The sequence below is a fragment of the Pseudomonas sp. NIBRBAC000502773 genome (genome assembly GCF_006517195.1).
Classification (GTDB): Bacteria; Pseudomonadota; Gammaproteobacteria; order Pseudomonadales; family Pseudomonadaceae; genus Aquipseudomonas; species Aquipseudomonas marginalis.
The window spans coordinates 6,681,602-6,696,586 of record NZ_CP041189.1 but is presented as its reverse complement, the minus strand read 5'-3'; the positions used below and the strand labels follow the sequence as shown (position 1 = coordinate 6,696,586).

Sequence of the window (14,985 nt, the reverse complement as noted above, 5' to 3'; positions counted from 1 at the left end):
AGGGAGCAATGATAGCCCCAATTGTCCCGGTGCCGCGCAAGTTATTCCAGGTCAGTGTTCTGGCCTGAAAAGCGTGCTAAAAGGGTTGCAACCCCTTTTAGGCATGAGGAGATGACTTTTCTTAGCGTGGCGGTGAAGTCGCTCTTTGTAAGATCAGCGGAACTTACGCCGACATTTTTTCTCTATGATGACATCGCAACGCCAGCAGGACCCATTGTAAGGTGACTGCGGCCTGATTAGACTGCGCCGAATTCCGTACGCACAGCCCTTTGTAAGGACTTATATGATCAAGAAATGCTTGTTCCCAGCAGCCGGTTACGGCACTCGCTTCTTGCCAGCGACCAAGGCCATGCCCAAAGAGATGCTGCCGGTGGTAAACAAGCCACTGATTCAGTACGGCGTCGAAGAGGCATTGGATGCCGGTCTGAACGAAATCTCTATCGTCACCGGTCGCGGTAAGCGCGCACTGGAAGACCATTTCGACATCAGCTACGAGCTGGAAAACCAAATCAAGGGCACCGACAAGGAAAAATACTTGGTCGGCATCCGCAAGTTGTTGGACGAGTGCTCGTTCTCCTACACCCGCCAGACCCAGATGAAAGGTCTTGGTCACGCCATCCTGACCGGTCGCCCGTTGATCGGTGACGAGCCGTTCGCCGTAGTACTCGCGGACGACCTGTGTGTGAACTTGGAAGGCGACGGCGTACTGACCCAGATGGTCAAGCTGTACCAGAAATACCGCTGCACCATCGTTGCGGTTCAAGAGGTCGATCCTCAAGAGACCAACAAGTACGGCGTGATTGCCGGTGACGACATTGGCGATGGCCTGATCCGCGTACGCGACATGGTCGAGAAGCCGGCGCCTGAAGATGCACCGTCGAACCTGGCGATCATCGGTCGTTACATTCTGACCCCGGACATCTTCAAGTTGATCGAAGAAACCGAGCCAGGCAAGGGTGGCGAGATCCAGATCACCGACGCCCTGTTGAAACAGGCCAAAGACGGTTGCGTGATCGCCTACAAGTTCAAGGGTCGTCGTTTTGACTGCGGTGGCGCTGAAGGCTACATCGAAGCCACCAACTTCTGCTACGAGCACTTCTACAAGACTGGCAAGGCTTACTGATTCACGCAGGCCTGCCTTTGAAAAAGCCACCTTCGGGTGGCTTTTTCGTTTTTCAGCCCCATGTAAGTCGGTATGCTGATGTCCTGCCGAGGAGAATGAAATGGCCTACGATTTTGACCTGTATGTAATTGGCGCCGGTTCCGGCGGTGTTCGCGCGGCGCGCTTTGCTGCGGGCTTTGGGGCCAAGGTGGCCGTGGCGGAAAGTCGCTACCTGGGTGGCACCTGCGTGAACGTTGGCTGCGTGCCGAAGAAACTGCTGGTGTACGGTGCGCATTTTGCCGAGGACTTCGAGCAAGCCAGTGGCTTTGGCTGGTCTCTGGGTGAAGCGAATTTTGATTGGGCGACCCTGATCGCCAACAAGGATCGTGAGATCAATCGCCTCAATGGCATCTACCGCAACCTGCTGGTCAACAGCGGCGTGACCCTGCATGAGGGGCATGCGCGCCTGGTTGATCCGCACCAGGTGGAAATCAATGGCGAGCGCTTTACGGCCAGGCACATCCTGATCGCTACCGGGGGCTGGCCGCAGATTCCGGATATTCCGGGGCGTGAGCACGCCATAGGCTCCAATGAGGCGTTCTTCCTAAAAGAGTTGCCCAAGCGCGTGCTGGTGGTAGGTGGTGGCTATATCGCGGTTGAGTTCGCCGGGATTTTCCATGGCCTGGGCGCGCAGACGTCATTGCTGTATCGCGGTGACCTGTTCCTGCGTGGCTTTGATGGTTCAGTGCGCACACACCTTAAGGAAGAGTTGACCAAGCGCGGCCTCGACCTGCAATTCAATGCGGACATCGAGCGCATTGAAAAGCAAGCCGATGGCAGCCTCAAGGCCACCTTGAAAGACGGGCGCGTGCTGGAGGCCGATTGCGTGTTCTATGCCACCGGCCGGCGTCCGATGCTGGATAACCTGGGCTTGGAAAATACCGGCGTGAAACTGGATGAGCGCGGTTTCGTCCAGGTGAACGACCAGTACGAGACCACCGAAGCGTCGATCCTGGCGATCGGTGATGTGATCGGCCGTGTGCAGCTGACGCCGGTGGCTCTCGCCGAAGGCATGGCTGTAGCACGTCGCTTGTTCAAGCCCGAGCACTACCGCCCGGTGGATTACGCAATGATCCCGACAGCGGTATTCAGCCTGCCGAATATCGGTACGGTCGGCCTGACGGAGGAGGAGGCGAAGAAGAGCGGGCACAGGGTGCAGATCTTCGAAAGCCGTTTCCGCCCGATGAAGCTGACCTTGACCGAGTGCCAGGAAAAAACCTTGATGAAACTGGTGGTCGATGCCGACACCGACAAGGTCTTGGGCTGCCACATGGTCGGTCCGGATGCAGGCGAAATCGTCCAGGGGCTGGCGATCGCGCTCAAGGCCGGCGCGACCAAGCAGCACTTCGATGAAACCATCGGTGTGCATCCCACGGCGGCGGAAGAGTTCGTCACCATGCGCACGCCTGTAGCCGACTGATCAGGCTGGCGGTGTTGCCTCTGGCGCCGTCGCAACGGCGGCTGCCAGGCGCAACGCCTCGATAGTGGCATGGGCCTTCATAAGCTCCAGTTCCAGGCGCTTGTTGGTGTGCCCGTGCTCAGCCAGCGCTTGTTGGCGTGACTCACTTTCAAGCAAGGCCGCCCGCAGGCGCTCCTGAAGGAGAGTGCGCTCGCTGTCGATCTGGCTCACGTGTTCGCTCAGCTTCAATTGCTGGGCCTGGCCTTTGCGGGTTTCCTCCTGCAGCGCAGCCAATTCCTTTGTCGTCACTCGGTGCTCGATCAGCAGGCGCTCGTTGTCGCGGTGCAGCTGGGTGATTTCGTCCTGGCGAACCATTGCACTTTGCTGGGCTTGGCGCAGCTCTGCCTGTACTTGCTGCAGCTGGCCTTCATGGCGTCGGTGTTCCTGCTCGCGCTGCTCCTTGATCGCATTACGGTAATGCTCCAGCGCCTCGCGGGCGTGCAGGTGCTTTTCTTCCAGCGAGCGAATCTGCTCGTCCTTGTCGTTGATCCGCAATTCGTAATCACCGCAGGCCTGGCTGAGCCCGGCGTTGCGCGTTTGCTCGGTTTGCAGGCTGGTGCTGACGGTTTGCAGGGCGGCGCTTTCTTGCGCCAGTGCAGCCGCCTGAATATCGAATTGTTGCTTGAGTTCGCCGTGTGCTTCTTCAAGTGCCTCGACCTGGGCGAGCAGGGCGGTTTTTTGCTGCTCGAACTGCGCCAGGGCCAGGTCAATCGGCTCTTGAGCCTTGTCTTTCAAGCGCTGCGCCAGGCGTGCAACCAGTTCACCCAGTTCGTCGTCAATCGGCGCTTCGGTGATGGTCAGGCGGGCTTCGCTGTCGTCCAGCTCCTTCAAATAGCGGTGGATCGTGGTTTTCGAGCCGGTATTGCCCATCTCGATGCGTACCGCGTCGATGCTGGGGTTCTCGCCGCGGGCAAGGATCGCCAAGCGTGCCGTTTGAACTACTGCTTTATTAATGCCGCCGCGAGCCATGGGGGTCTCCGTCGATTTAGTACTGTGGTATGTATTATGTAAATACGTACTATATCACGAATAAAAACCTGTTCAAATTCATGATTTAACAGATGGGATATTGGCGTATTATCCCGTGTCATATGCGCCTGGAGCGCTTATACCTCTGCCAGCAGTACGAATAGGCCTCCCATGAGCGATCTGGACCGTTACCTAAACGCCGCCACCCGCGATAACACGCGCCGCAGCTATCGTGCGGCGATCGAACACTTCGAAGTCAGTTGGGGCGGATTTCTGCCGGCCACCAGCGACAGCGTGGCTCGTTACTTGGTGGCGCATGCCGGCGTGTTGGCAGTCAACACCTTGAAGTTGCGGCTCTCGGCATTGGCGCAATGGCATGCCAGCCAGGGCTTTCCCGATCCGACGAAGGCGCCGGTGGTGCGCAAGGTGCTCAAGGGCATTCGCGCCGTGCACCCGGCGCAGGAGAAGCAGGCCGAGCCGTTGCAACTCAGGCATCTGGAGCAGGTCGTGGCCTCCCTCGAGGCTGAAGCGCGAGAGGCCGGTGATGCACATGACCAACCGCGATTGCTGCGCGCCAAACGTGACACTGCGCTCATCCTGCTGGGCTTCTGGCGTGGTTTTCGCAGCGATGAGTTGTGTCGCTTGAGCATCGAACATGTACAGGCAACACCCGGTGCCGGCATCCGCCTGTACCTGCCGCGCAGCAAAAGTGACCGCGACAACCTCGGCAAGACCTATCACACCCCGGCGCTGCTGCGCCTGTGTCCGGTGCAGGCCTACAGCGAATGGCTCAGCGCCTCGGCCCTGGTGCGCGGTCCGGTATTCCGCGGTATCGATCGCTGGGGAAACCTGGGGGAGGAGGGCTTGCACCCCAACAGCGTGATACCGCTGCTGCGCCAGGCGCTTGAGCGCGCGGGCATCGCCGCCGAGCAGTACACCAGTCACTCGCTGCGTCGGGGCTTTGCCACCTGGGCCCATTCCAGCGGGTGGGACTTGAAGTCGTTGATGAGTTACGTCGGCTGGAGCGACATGAAATCCGCCATGCGCTATGTTGAAGCGACGCCCTTTCTCGGCATGACATTGGCCACTCAACCGCTGCTTTGAGATTTCTTCTATTAATACCGTCACCTGATAGGGAAAACCAATCGTCAGCATCAGGTTTGCCAATGAGCCATCTGCCGAGAGAGTGGGTAGGATTCACCTCATCAACTTCTTAACCCCTGACGGAGAGTCAACGATGCCTATCATCAACAGCCAAGTAAAACCGTTCAAAGCAACTGCATACAAAAACGGCAACTTCGTAGATGTGACCGACGCTGACCTGAAAGGCAAATGGTCGGTAGTGTTCTTCTACCCAGCCGACTTCACCTTCGTTTGCCCAACCGAGCTGGAAGACCTGGCCGACAACTACGCCGAATTCCAGAAACTGGGCGTGGAAATCTACAGCGTTTCGACCGACACCCACTTTGCCCACGCTGCCTGGCACAACACCTCGCCAGCCATCGGCAAAATCCAGTACACCATGATCGGCGACCCGACCCTGACCATCTCCCGCAACTTCGACGTACTGATCGAAGAAGCTGGCCTGGCTGACCGCGGTACCTTCGTGATCAACCCGGAAGGCCAGATCAAGATCGTTGAGCTGAACGACGGCGGTGTTGGCCGTGACGCTTCCGAGCTGCTGCGCAAGATCAAGGCTGCTCAATATGTAGCCGCTCACCCAGGCGAAGTGTGCCCGGCCAAGTGGAAAGAAGGCGAGGCCACTCTGGCGCCGTCCCTGGACCTGGTCGGCAAGATCTAAGTCTGTGAAGACGTATCAAGGGCGGAACTCCGCACTTAAGTAAGCTGCATCCGCCCTCAAAACGCCCGGGCGATAGTCGCTCGGGCGTTTTTTTGTCTGCAATAAACCGAATTAATAGGAAATCGCCCGTATGTTGGACGCCAATCTTAAAGCTCAGTTGAAGTCATACCTGGAACGGGTCACCCAGCCGATCGAGATCGTCGCCTCCCTCGACGACGGCGCGAAATCCCAGGAAATGCTTGCCCTTTTGCAGGACGTAACCAGCCTCACCACGCTGATTACCCTGAAGACCGATGGCGATGATGCGCGTAAGCCATCGTTCTCCATTAACCGCCCGGGTGCCGATATCAGCCTGCGTTTCGCCGGCATCCCCATGGGCCATGAATTCACTTCGTTGGTGCTGGCCCTGCTGCAAGTCGGTGGCCACCCGTCGAAGGCCAGTGTCGAAGTAATCGAACAGATCCGCGCCCTTAAGGGCGAGTTCAGCTTCGAGACTTACTTCTCGCTGTCCTGCCAGAACTGCCCGGACGTGGTCCAGGCGCTGAACCTGATGGCCGTGCTCAACCCGAATATCCGCCACGTCGCCATCGACGGCGCGCTGTTCCAGGCTGAAGTCGACGAACGTCAGATCATGGCGGTGCCGAGCGTCTACTTGAATGGTGTGAACTTCGGCCAGGGCCGCATGGGCCTGGAAGAAATCCTCGCCAAGCTCGACACCAGCGGCATTGAAAAAGCCGCCGAGAAAATCAGCGCCAAGGAGGCCTTTGATGTGCTGGTCGTCGGTGGTGGCCCAGCCGGTTCCGCAGCCGCCATCTACGCCGCACGTAAAGGCATCCGCACCGGTGTTGCCGCCGAACGCTTTGGTGGCCAGGTGCTGGACACCATGTCCATCGAGAACTTTATCTCGGTCCAGGAAACCGAAGGGCCGAAACTGGCCAGCGCCCTGGAAGCCCACGTGCGTCAGTACGACGTGGACATCATGAACCTGCAGCGCGCCAGCAGTCTGGTGCCGGCGAAGAATCCCGGTGATCTGCACGAAATTCGCTTTGAAAGCGGTGCGACCCTCAAGTCCAAGACCGTGATCCTGGCCACCGGCGCCCGCTGGCGCGAAATGGGTGTACCGGGCGAGCAGGAATACAAGGCCAAGGGCGTGTGCTTCTGCCCGCACTGCGATGGTCCGCTATTCAAGGGCAAGCGTGTGGCGGTGATCGGCGGCGGTAACTCCGGCGTTGAAGCGGCCATCGACCTGGCCGGTATCGTCAGCCATGTGACCTTGCTGGAGTTCGACAGCAAGTTGCGCGCCGATGCGGTATTGCAGCGCAAGCTGTACAGCCTGCCTAACGTTGACGTGATCAGCAGCGCGCTGACCAGTGAAGTCAAAGGTGATGGCCAGAAAGTGACAGGCCTGGCCTACAAGGACCGCGATACCGGTGAGTTCAAGACCCTGGACCTGGAAGGCATCTTTGTACAGATCGGTTTGCTGCCCAACACCGACTGGCTCAAAGGCACTGTGGAACTGACCCCCCGTGGCGAGATCATTGTCGATGCCCGTGGCGAAACTTCACTGCCAGGGGTATTCGCCGCCGGTGACGTGACGACCGTGCCGTACAAGCAGATCGTGATTGCAGTAGGCGAGGGCGCCAAGGCTTCCCTGAGTGCTTTCGATCACTTGATCCGTACCTCCGCTCCGGCGTAAGCCCAGGTCCGGAAACGAAAAACCCCATGAGTGATCATGGGGTTTTTTGTTGTGCGTTAGAAACTTACAGCGGTGCTGGCTGAATAATCTCAACCCAGTACCCATCCGGATCCTTGATGAACGCCAGGCTTTTCATGCGGCCATCGGTCAGGCGTTTCTGGAAATCGCAGCCCAATGCTTCGAAGCGTTCGCATGCGGCGACGATATCGGGCACCGAGATGCAGATATGGCCAAAGCCACGCGGGTCGGTGTTGCCGTTGTGGTAGGCGAAGTCGGCATCGTTTTCGGTGCCGTGGTTGTGGGTCAGTTCCAGGATGCCTGGGATCGACTTCATCCATTGGGTGCGCGCGGCGGCGTCGGCCGGGATCTGGGACTTGTCCACCAGGGCCAGGAAGTACAGGCTGAATTCGGCTTCCGGGAAGTCGCGCTTTTCAACCAGGGAAAAACCCAGGACCCGGGTGTAGAAGTCCAGGGACTTGGTGATGTCCTTGACCCGCAGCATGGTGTGGTTGAACACGAAGTTAGAGGTGGCGGTATCGGGTTGGGCGGTGACGCCCGGGAAGGTGTTCAGTTCGTGCAGGCTCATGGGCCCTCCAGAGAAAAATGGGGCAAACGCGGCTCCAGGTGCGAGGAGCGTTCCCTTGGCTTGCGGCTGGCGTCCGTGCAGCCGGAGCATGATACGCAAGGCTCGCCTGCTGCGCCAAATGAAAAAGCGCGCGCAGGTCTTGCGACCGGCCGGTGGCGGGGCTCACACTTTGTCGCTTGAACCTTGGGTGTCTTTTGCAATGATCGAATGTCGTTTACCGCTGTTGAGCGCTCTGTGTTTGCTGTTGGCCAGCCCTTGGGCGTGGGCGGGCGACCCGGAAATTCATTGGCCCAGCGGCTGGCAGGTCGAGGAGGTGGTGCCCGACGGCGACGCGCCGGCCACCCCGCAGCCGGTCTCGCGGCAGCGTGCGATCAAGAACGACGAAAATGGCAACACGTTGATGGTGATGGAGTTGACGGGGACGCCGATCGAAGCCGGACATAACGTTAATCTTCAGGGCGTATTGTTGGAGATGCGCAAGTCCATCCAGAAGGATTTTGCCCAAGGCGGTTACCAGAGTGTGTGCAGCAAGATGCACTCGACAACACTGAGTCGTCTTGAAGCCGTGGAAACTACGTGTGTGATTACCGAGAATGGACGGCACGTGCTTTCACAAACATTGGTCGGGGCTGTTGATACCGAAAAAGCGTATGTTTTTTCATACGCGGGTCAAGCCGACGCTTACGAAGCCAGCAAGGACGAAGTCAGTTTGGTGCGCGCCAGCCTCAAACTTTAAGTGCGTTTCGCCCGTCGATTCCGAACAAAGTGAAATGTTATTTAAGTTCTGTTTCAAACCCTTGAATAAAAAAGCCCCGCATGTGCGGGGCTCTTTGTTAGTGCGTTGTGATCAGCCGCGAAGCCAGGAGTCTACAGTGGCGGCGCCATACTGTTCTTTCCAGGCCTTGAGGCCACGGTGGTTACCGCCCTTGGTTTCGATCAGTTCGCCAGTGTGCGGGTTGTGGTAAACCTTGACCACGCGCGCACGGCGCTGTTTGGGTGCGCTGGCGGCGGCAGCGCTGGTCTTGCCCGGGTTTGGATCAAGGATCAGGATGATGTCGCGCAGGCCTTTGCCGTAGGTTTTCATCAGGCCTTGAAGCTTTTCTTCGAATTCGATTTCTTTCTTCAGGCCAGCGTCGTTCTTCAGGGACTCCAGCTGGGCAAGCTGCTCTTGAAGGGCTTTTTCTGCTGCGCGAAATTCGGCGAGTCTGGACAAAATCTGTACTCCAATAGTGTATTTGGCTGATGTCAACTACAGACAAAGCTATAAGCCAATAGCGTTAAGGCGACTCACAGAAGAAGTCGTCCTGCGAGTTCTGCACAGGCAAGAAAAATTGTAGTAGTTAATCCGCCACGAGTAAATCATGTCTTTTGTCTTATTAACATTATTTCAACACCGCTAGTGCATGGCTATTCAATGGCTGGCCAGATTTTTAATGAATTCATCGCTGGGTAATGGCTTTCCAAACAGATAGCCCTGGAGGAAATCCACGCCGTGAGCGGCCAGGTACTCGCATTGCTCGGCGGTCTCTACACCTTCTGCAACGATGCCCAGGTCCAGCTTGCCGGATAATTCGATGATGCTGTCCAGAATATGCCGCGATAGTGCATCGGCCCCGATCATGGCGACAAAACTCTGGTCGATCTTCAAGTAATCCACATTGAAGTTGCGCAAATAGCCCAGGCTGGAATGGCCGGTACCAAAGTCATCGATGGCAATCATCACACCCAGTTGATGCAGGGCGTCGAACAGTCGGCGGGTAATATCCGTGGGCTCGATCAGTTCGCGCTCGGTCAGCTCCAGCACCAAGGTCACCTGGCCCGGTGCAAAGGCGGCGAGAAACTCACGGCAATCCTCCACCAGGGCAAGGTCGTGGCAATGGCGCGCGGTGATATTCACGCCGATATGGAAGCCCGGGCTGAACTGCGTCGCATGGGGCGCCAGTTGGGCGGCGGTCTGGCGCAGCAGGGCGCGGGTCATCGGCACGATCAGGCCGGAGTGTTCAGCCAGCGGGATAAACAGGTCGGGCCGGACCAGGCCTTCCTTGGGGTGCTGCCAGCGCATCAGCACTTCGCAGCCGGCCCATTCGCGGGTGTCACCGCGTACCACCGGCTGGAAGTACGGGATGAACTCATTGGCCCCCAAGGCCCGCTGCAGCTCATGGGTGGGCGCCGAGGAGCGCTTTTGCAGCCAGTGCGCAAGCAGGCCCGCAAGGACGCCAAAGAACACCACCAGGCTGAACAGCGCCGGGTAACGCGCCTGCATATAGCGCCACACTTCACCGGCCGGCATGCCGGCGTCGACGCTGTAGCGATAGCGCTCGGACGCCAGATGATGATGGGCCACGGCAAATACCGGGACGGCGGTGTCGTGCACGTTGCCGTCCGCGCCGAGCCAGTGAGGCCCGACTTGCAGCACGAGCTGGGCATAGCGGCTGATCAGGCGCAGGGCGTTGGTCAGGTGATAGCCGTCGATGGAGGCAAACGCCGCTTTGTCGCCGTCGACCAGGCGGTAGACCAGCAACGCGGTATCCGGTGTAACCGGGTTGCCGTTCATCAACCACAGGCGGCCATCGACGTAGTCATCCGGGTTTACCGGTGACTCGTAGTTGCTGCCGAACAGGGAGCTGCAATAGATGTTTTTCTGCCAGGACAAGGTCGTCGCCCGCACAAACGGCCGGCGCGTGACCTGTTCACGCAGCGCCAGTTGCGCGCCACTGTCACACGGTTGTCCGGCCAGGGGCAGCAAGGTCTGGGCGGCGAGGGCGGTATTGTCGAGCATCAGGTCGAATTGACGTATGGCTTCCTGGGCGGTTTGCGCTGTGCTTTGTTCAAGGGTGCGCTCGGCCTGCCAATACAGGATGGCCGCACCCAGCAGGATCGGCAGCACACCCGCCAACAGGCTGATCGCATAGCGGGTGAGAAGTCTTCGCGGGCCTTTGACAGTGAGGGGCATGGGTTCAGGCCTGTTGCGCAGGGGGCGGGCTTTACCGGCAGGCCGGCGGGGAATGTTCCGATGATAGATGGCCCGTTTGGAATTTGCTCGCCCTGACAAGGTTTTGCGCAATCTCGATAAAGGCCAGGGTCGCCGGTGACGACTGCCGCCGATCCAGCACCGCCAGGCCGATCTGGCGCGGCACACGGGGCGAGAGCGGTCGCTTCACATAGCGCGGATCAAGTGCCTGGGGCAGCGACGCTTCGGCGACGATGCTCAGGCCGTCCCCACGGCTGACCGCTTCCAGGGTGCTCAGCAGTTGCGCGCAGCGGTAACGCACCTTTGGCCGCAGTTGGCCGACGTCGAACAGGCGGGTGACTAACTCCGAGGAGCCGGCTTCGGTCAGGATAAAGGCATCGTCACACAGGTCCGGCAGGGTCAGCGTGTCCCGCGCAGCCAATGGATGATCTGCCGGCAGCAGCGCCACCATCTGGTCCTCGAACACGGCAAAGGTGTCGAAGCGCTCCTGTTCCAGCACCACAAAGCCCACATCGATCCGTCGCTCATCCAGCCACTGCAGCACCTGGCGGTCGGGCCCTTCGTCCACATGCACCTCAATCCCCGGATGGGCGCTGCGAAACTGGCTGAGGATGGTAGGCAGCAGGCGAATCGACGCGGTCGGCCCGAACGAGCCGATGCGCAAAGTACCGCGTCGCATGCCACGGGCATCGGCCGCTTCTTGTTGCAGGGTGTTGGCCAGGCCGAGCATGGCACGGGCACGTCCGAGTAATTGCTGGCCGATGTCGCTGGGTTCTACCAGCGACTGGTGGCGCCGAAACAGCTCCACACCCAGTTCCTGCTCCAGGGCCTTGATAGCATGGGACACCGCCGATTGGCTGATGCCCAGGCGGTGGGCGGCACTGGTGAAGCCCTGCAGCTCGGCGACCAGCGAGAAGATTTCCAATTGGGTCAGGGTCATGAGTGAAAGCTCATTTTACGATGATCAGATATTAGCTGAAGAATACGCCAATTCTCTCCGTACTTAGAGCCATCCCCATGCATCCCGCCTCCGATTACCTGACTTATTGCAAACTCGCCGCCGTCACCATGATCTGGGGCGGCACCTTTGTCGCCGGGCGCTTCCTGGCCGACCAACTCAATCCGCTGCTGGCCGCCAGCCTGCGTTTTATCCTCGCCAGCCTGGCGTTGTTGCTGTTCATCGCCTGCGCGCGTATTCGTCTGTTACGCCCGAACCTTCGGCAGTTTGCGCAACTGGCGGTACTGGGCTTCTGCGGGATTTTTTTCTACAACCTGTGCTTCTTCTATGGCTTGCAGTACATCAATGCGTCGCGGGCTTCGTTGATCGTGGCGTTGAACCCGGCGGTGATCGGCCTGGCGAGCTGGCTGTTATTCAAGGAGCGGCTGAGTCGGATCAAGCTGCTGGGGATCCTGTTGTGCCTGGTCGGTGCCGGGACGGTCATTGTCAGTCGTAACCCGCAGTTGTTGCAGGCCACCGCCGATGCCTGGATCGGCGATCTGCTGATCCTTGGCTGCGTGGCAGGGTGGGGCGTTTATTCGTTGTGTGCCCGTGGGCTCAACCAAAGCCTGGGGCCATTGCAGACGGTCACCTGGTCGGTGCTGCTGGGCACGTTGATGTTGACCAGTACCGCGTTTGTTACCGCAAGCGTCAGCGTAGAAGCGCTCGGCCGCTTGCAGCTCACCCAGTGGCTCAGCCTGGCCTACCTCGGCGTGTTGGGCTCGGCGCTGGCGTATATCGGTTACTACGACGGCATCCGGCGTATCGGCGCGACGCGCTCCGGCGTGTTTATCGCACTCAACCCACTGACGGCGGTGATCTGCGGTGCCTTGCTGCTGGGGGAGCAACTGACGGCGCCCATGCTGGCGGGCGGGGCCGTCATCCTGCTGGGCATCTACCTGTGCAACAAACCCCTTGCACAGCCCAGGGCAATGGGGATTTGATAAGAGTACGGACAAATACGGTTACGCTGTGTAGAATCGATTTACGCATACAAGAATATGGACTTGCGCTCACGCAAGCCTCGGCCGTCAGAGACTGATGTAACCATGAAGCTACTCGGCTCCCCCCTCATCTTTGGTGACTTCCTCGCCCGCAGTGTGCGAGGCCTTTCCTGCGCGCCGCCCTCCGACCTCATCCTTGCTCGCACATAACCAATTGCTACCCACAAGAATGATGAGGCACCGGCCATGACCGACCACTACGAAAACCCAATGGGCCTGATGGGCTTTGAATTTATCGAATTCGCATCGCCGACCCCGGGCACCCTGGAGCCGATCTTCGAGATCATGGGCTTCACCAAAGTCGCGAATCACCGCTCCAAGAACGTCCAGCTGTTCCGCCAGGGCGAGATCAACCTGATCCTCAACAATGAGCCCAACAGCATCGCCTCCTATTTCGCCGCCGAGCACGGCCCGTCGGTGTGCGGCATGGCGTTCCGCGTCAAGGACTCGCAAAAAGCCTACAACCGCGCCCTGGAACTGGGTGCCCAGCCCATCCATATCGAAACCGGCCCGATGGAGCTGAACCTGCCGGCCATCAAGGGCATCGGCGGCGCGCCGCTGTACCTGATCGACCGTTTTGGTGAGGGCAGCTCGATCTATGACATCGACTTCGTCTACCTCGACGGCGTCGAGCGCAACCCGCAAGGTGCCGGCCTCAAGGTCATCGACCACCTGACCCACAACGTCTACCGCGGGCGCATGGCCTACTGGGCCGGCTTCTACGAGAAACTGTTCAACTTCCGTGAAGCGCGCTACTTCGATATCAAGGGTGAATACACCGGCCTGACGTCCAAGGCCATGAGCGCCCCGGACGGCATGATCCGCATCCCGCTGAACGAAGAGTCGTCCAAGGGCGCCGGGCAGATCGAAGAGTTCCTGATGCAGTTCAATGGCGAGGGCATCCAGCACGTCGCGTTCCTCACCGACGACCTGGTCAAGACCTGGGACGCACTCAAGAAGATCGGCATGCGCTTCATGACCGCGCCGCCGGACACCTACTACGAAATGCTCGAAGGTCGCCTGCCGAACCACGGCGAACCGGTGGATCAATTGCAGGCGCGGGGCATCCTGCTGGACGGCTCGTCCATCGAAGGCGACAAGCGCCTGTTGCTGCAGATCTTCTCGGAAACCCTGATGGGCCCGGTGTTCTTCGAGTTCATCCAGCGCAAGGGCGATGATGGGTTTGGCGAGGGTAACTTCAAGGCGCTGTTCGAGTCCATCGAGCGGGACCAGGTACGTCGTGGTGTGTTGACCGCCGACTGAGCATGAAAAAAGCCCGACCGAGGGACGCCTCGGTCGGGCTTTTTGTCGCTTGGCATTCAGGCCCGGCGCTGGCGCACCAAATGCTTGAACCCTTCGAACACCAGGACCATGACCGCCATCCAGATCGGGATGTAAGTCAACCATTCGCCAGCCTTGATGCCTTCACCCAGCAGCAGCGCCACTACCAGCAACAGCACCGGCTCGACATAACTGAGCAGTCCGAACAGGCTGAACGCCAGCAGGCGGCTGGCGATGATATAGCTCACCAGCGCCGAGGCGCTGATCAGGCCCAGCATCGGGATCAACCCGTACAGCTTGGGGTGGGCATCCATCACCGCGAAGCCCTGTTCGCCGCTTTGCACAAACCACCAGGCCACCGGCAGCATCAGCGCCATGTCCAGCCACAGTCCGCCAAGATGGTCGGTCTTGAGGTATTTGCGCGCAATGAAATACAGCGGGTAGCCGATGATCACCACCAGCGTCGCCCAGGAAAAACCGCCGGCCTGGAACAGCTCGTTGATTACCCCAAGGCCGGCAAAAAACACTGCAAGCTTTTGCAGGTAGGACAGCTGTTCGCCCCATACCAGGCGCCCGGTCAGCACCATGGTCAGCGGCAGCAGGAAGTAACCCACCGATACATCCAGGCTGCGCCCGTTCAGCGGCGCCCACATGAACAACCACAACTGCACGCCCAGCAACGCCGACGACAGCACCACACCGCCGATCAGCCGCGGCTTGGCTGCGAGTACTTGCAGCAATTCCCACACCCGCCGCCATTCGCCGCTGACGATCATGAACACCGTCATGCACGGCACGGTCAGCAACATGCGCCAGCCGAAAATTTCCAGGCCGCTCAATGGCGTCAGCAATGACGTGAAGTAATACATCACGGCAAACAACACCGAGGCCGACACCGATAACACGACACCTTTAGACACGTTGTCCTCGCGAAAACCGATTTCAAACAAGTAGAGGGAGTTTCAACAGGGGATTATGGTGCTTTTGAAGCGGGAAGGGTGCGCTGTTTTGGGGCGTTTTTCAGGAAAATGTCTCGCTGCCGCTGTCTGGGTCTGCTTG

14 protein-coding genes are annotated in these 14,985 nt (G+C 59.2%); 8 read left to right on the top strand and 6 right to left on the bottom strand.

The genetic code is table 11. The features are described from left to right. Positions 1–283 precede the first annotated feature (283 nt). Positions 284–1,123: a UTP--glucose-1-phosphate uridylyltransferase GalU gene (galU, locus tag NIBR502773_RS30510; RefSeq protein ID WP_003212579.1), complete on the top strand. Its 840-nt coding sequence runs from the start codon at positions 284–286 to the stop codon at positions 1,121–1,123. A gap of 100 nt (positions 1,124–1,223) precedes the next feature. Then, complete coding sequence (gene gorA, locus NIBR502773_RS30505; protein ID WP_141157797.1) at positions 1,224–2,582, top strand: glutathione-disulfide reductase; 1,359 nt, start codon at positions 1,224–1,226, stop codon at positions 2,580–2,582. Here the strand turns inward: gorA and NIBR502773_RS30500 are convergent, their stop codons facing one another. Then, positions 2,583–3,590, bottom strand: a complete 1,008-nt coding sequence (locus NIBR502773_RS30500) for a DNA-binding protein (protein WP_141157796.1) — start codon at positions 3,588–3,590, stop codon at positions 2,583–2,585. A 171-nt stretch (positions 3,591–3,761) separates the two neighbouring features. Between NIBR502773_RS30500 and NIBR502773_RS30495 the strand changes: the two genes are divergently transcribed. The 3 genes from NIBR502773_RS30495 (at position 3,762) to ahpF (ending at position 7,087) form a co-directional block, all read left to right on the top strand. Then, on the top strand, positions 3,762–4,694 hold the full coding sequence (locus NIBR502773_RS30495) for a site-specific integrase (protein ID WP_141157795.1): 933 nt from the start codon (positions 3,762–3,764) through the stop codon (positions 4,692–4,694). A 133-nt stretch (positions 4,695–4,827) separates the two neighbouring features. Next, positions 4,828–5,391 (top strand): alkyl hydroperoxide reductase subunit C, encoded by a 564-nt coding sequence (gene ahpC, locus NIBR502773_RS30490; protein ID WP_003173835.1) that lies wholly within the window; start codon positions 4,828–4,830, stop codon positions 5,389–5,391. Positions 5,392–5,521: 130 nt separating this feature from the next. Further along, positions 5,522–7,087 carry an alkyl hydroperoxide reductase subunit F gene (gene ahpF / locus NIBR502773_RS30485; RefSeq protein WP_141157794.1) on the top strand — a complete coding sequence of 522 codons (1,566 nt, stop codon included), beginning with the start codon at positions 5,522–5,524 and terminating at the stop codon, positions 7,085–7,087. Between the two features lie 64 nt (positions 7,088–7,151). On the opposite strand, the gene gloA is transcribed toward ahpF, so the two are convergent. Next, positions 7,152–7,673, bottom strand: coding sequence for a lactoylglutathione lyase (gene gloA, locus NIBR502773_RS30480; protein ID WP_115487281.1), 522 nt, complete (start codon positions 7,671–7,673; stop codon positions 7,152–7,154). Between the two features lie 199 nt (positions 7,674–7,872). Here gloA and NIBR502773_RS30475 point away from each other — a divergent pair, with 199 nt between their 5' ends. Then, positions 7,873–8,409, top strand: coding sequence for a DUF4946 domain-containing protein (locus NIBR502773_RS30475; RefSeq protein WP_141157900.1), 537 nt, complete (start codon positions 7,873–7,875; stop codon positions 8,407–8,409). A 111-nt stretch (positions 8,410–8,520) separates the two neighbouring features. Here NIBR502773_RS30475 and NIBR502773_RS30470 read toward each other — a convergent pair whose 3' ends face one another. From NIBR502773_RS30470 to NIBR502773_RS30460, 3 genes are all read right to left on the bottom strand, one after another. Beyond that, entirely contained in the window at positions 8,521–8,886 is a 366-nt protein-coding gene (locus NIBR502773_RS30470) for a histone-like nucleoid-structuring protein, MvaT/MvaU family (RefSeq protein ID WP_027606583.1), read from the bottom strand. A gap of 198 nt (positions 8,887–9,084) precedes the next feature. After that, on the bottom strand, positions 9,085–10,626 hold the full coding sequence (locus tag NIBR502773_RS30465; protein ID WP_141157793.1) for an EAL domain-containing protein: 1,542 nt from the start codon (positions 10,624–10,626) through the stop codon (positions 9,085–9,087). 31 nt (positions 10,627–10,657) lie between these two features. Then, positions 10,658–11,584 (bottom strand): LysR family transcriptional regulator, encoded by a 927-nt coding sequence (locus NIBR502773_RS30460; protein WP_141157792.1) that lies wholly within the window; start codon positions 11,582–11,584, stop codon positions 10,658–10,660. A gap of 77 nt (positions 11,585–11,661) precedes the next feature. Here NIBR502773_RS30460 and NIBR502773_RS30455 point away from each other — a divergent pair, with 77 nt between their 5' ends. Next, positions 11,662–12,585, top strand: a complete 924-nt coding sequence (locus tag NIBR502773_RS30455) for a DMT family transporter (protein ID WP_141157791.1) — start codon at positions 11,662–11,664, stop codon at positions 12,583–12,585. Between the two features lie 246 nt (positions 12,586–12,831). Continuing rightward, the gene (gene hppD / locus NIBR502773_RS30450; RefSeq protein ID WP_027606579.1) at positions 12,832–13,908 is read left to right on the top strand and encodes a 4-hydroxyphenylpyruvate dioxygenase; all 1,077 of its coding nucleotides are present in this window, start codon (positions 12,832–12,834) and stop codon (positions 13,906–13,908) included. A gap of 56 nt (positions 13,909–13,964) precedes the next feature. On the opposite strand, the gene rarD is transcribed toward hppD, so the two are convergent. Continuing rightward, a complete protein-coding gene (gene rarD / locus NIBR502773_RS30445) occupies positions 13,965–14,846 on the bottom strand; it encodes an EamA family transporter RarD (protein ID WP_065941765.1) in 882 nt (293 codons plus the stop codon). Positions 14,847–14,985 lie beyond the last annotated feature (139 nt).

Coding starts and splice junctions, on each gene's coding strand:
- NIBR502773_RS30475 (WP_141157900.1), top strand. CDS start 7,873: ATGATCGAATGTCGTTTACCGCTGTTGAGCGCTCTGTGTTTGCTGTTG.
- gorA (WP_141157797.1), top strand. CDS start 1,224: ATGGCCTACGATTTTGACCTGTATGTAATTGGCGCCGGTTCCGGCGGT.
- NIBR502773_RS30455 (WP_141157791.1), top strand. CDS start 11,662: ATGCATCCCGCCTCCGATTACCTGACTTATTGCAAACTCGCCGCCGTC.
- galU (WP_003212579.1), top strand. CDS start 284: ATGATCAAGAAATGCTTGTTCCCAGCAGCCGGTTACGGCACTCGCTTC.
- ahpF (WP_141157794.1), top strand. CDS start 5,522: ATGTTGGACGCCAATCTTAAAGCTCAGTTGAAGTCATACCTGGAACGG.
- ahpC (WP_003173835.1), top strand. CDS start 4,828: ATGCCTATCATCAACAGCCAAGTAAAACCGTTCAAAGCAACTGCATAC.
- NIBR502773_RS30495 (WP_141157795.1), top strand. CDS start 3,762: ATGAGCGATCTGGACCGTTACCTAAACGCCGCCACCCGCGATAACACG.
- gloA (WP_115487281.1), bottom strand. CDS start 7,673: ATGAGCCTGCACGAACTGAACACCTTCCCGGGCGTCACCGCCCAACCC.
- hppD (WP_027606579.1), top strand. CDS start 12,832: ATGACCGACCACTACGAAAACCCAATGGGCCTGATGGGCTTTGAATTT.
- NIBR502773_RS30465 (WP_141157793.1), bottom strand. CDS start 10,626: ATGCCCCTCACTGTCAAAGGCCCGCGAAGACTTCTCACCCGCTATGCG.
- NIBR502773_RS30500 (WP_141157796.1), bottom strand. CDS start 3,590: ATGGCTCGCGGCGGCATTAATAAAGCAGTAGTTCAAACGGCACGCTTG.
- NIBR502773_RS30460 (WP_141157792.1), bottom strand. CDS start 11,584: ATGACCCTGACCCAATTGGAAATCTTCTCGCTGGTCGCCGAGCTGCAG.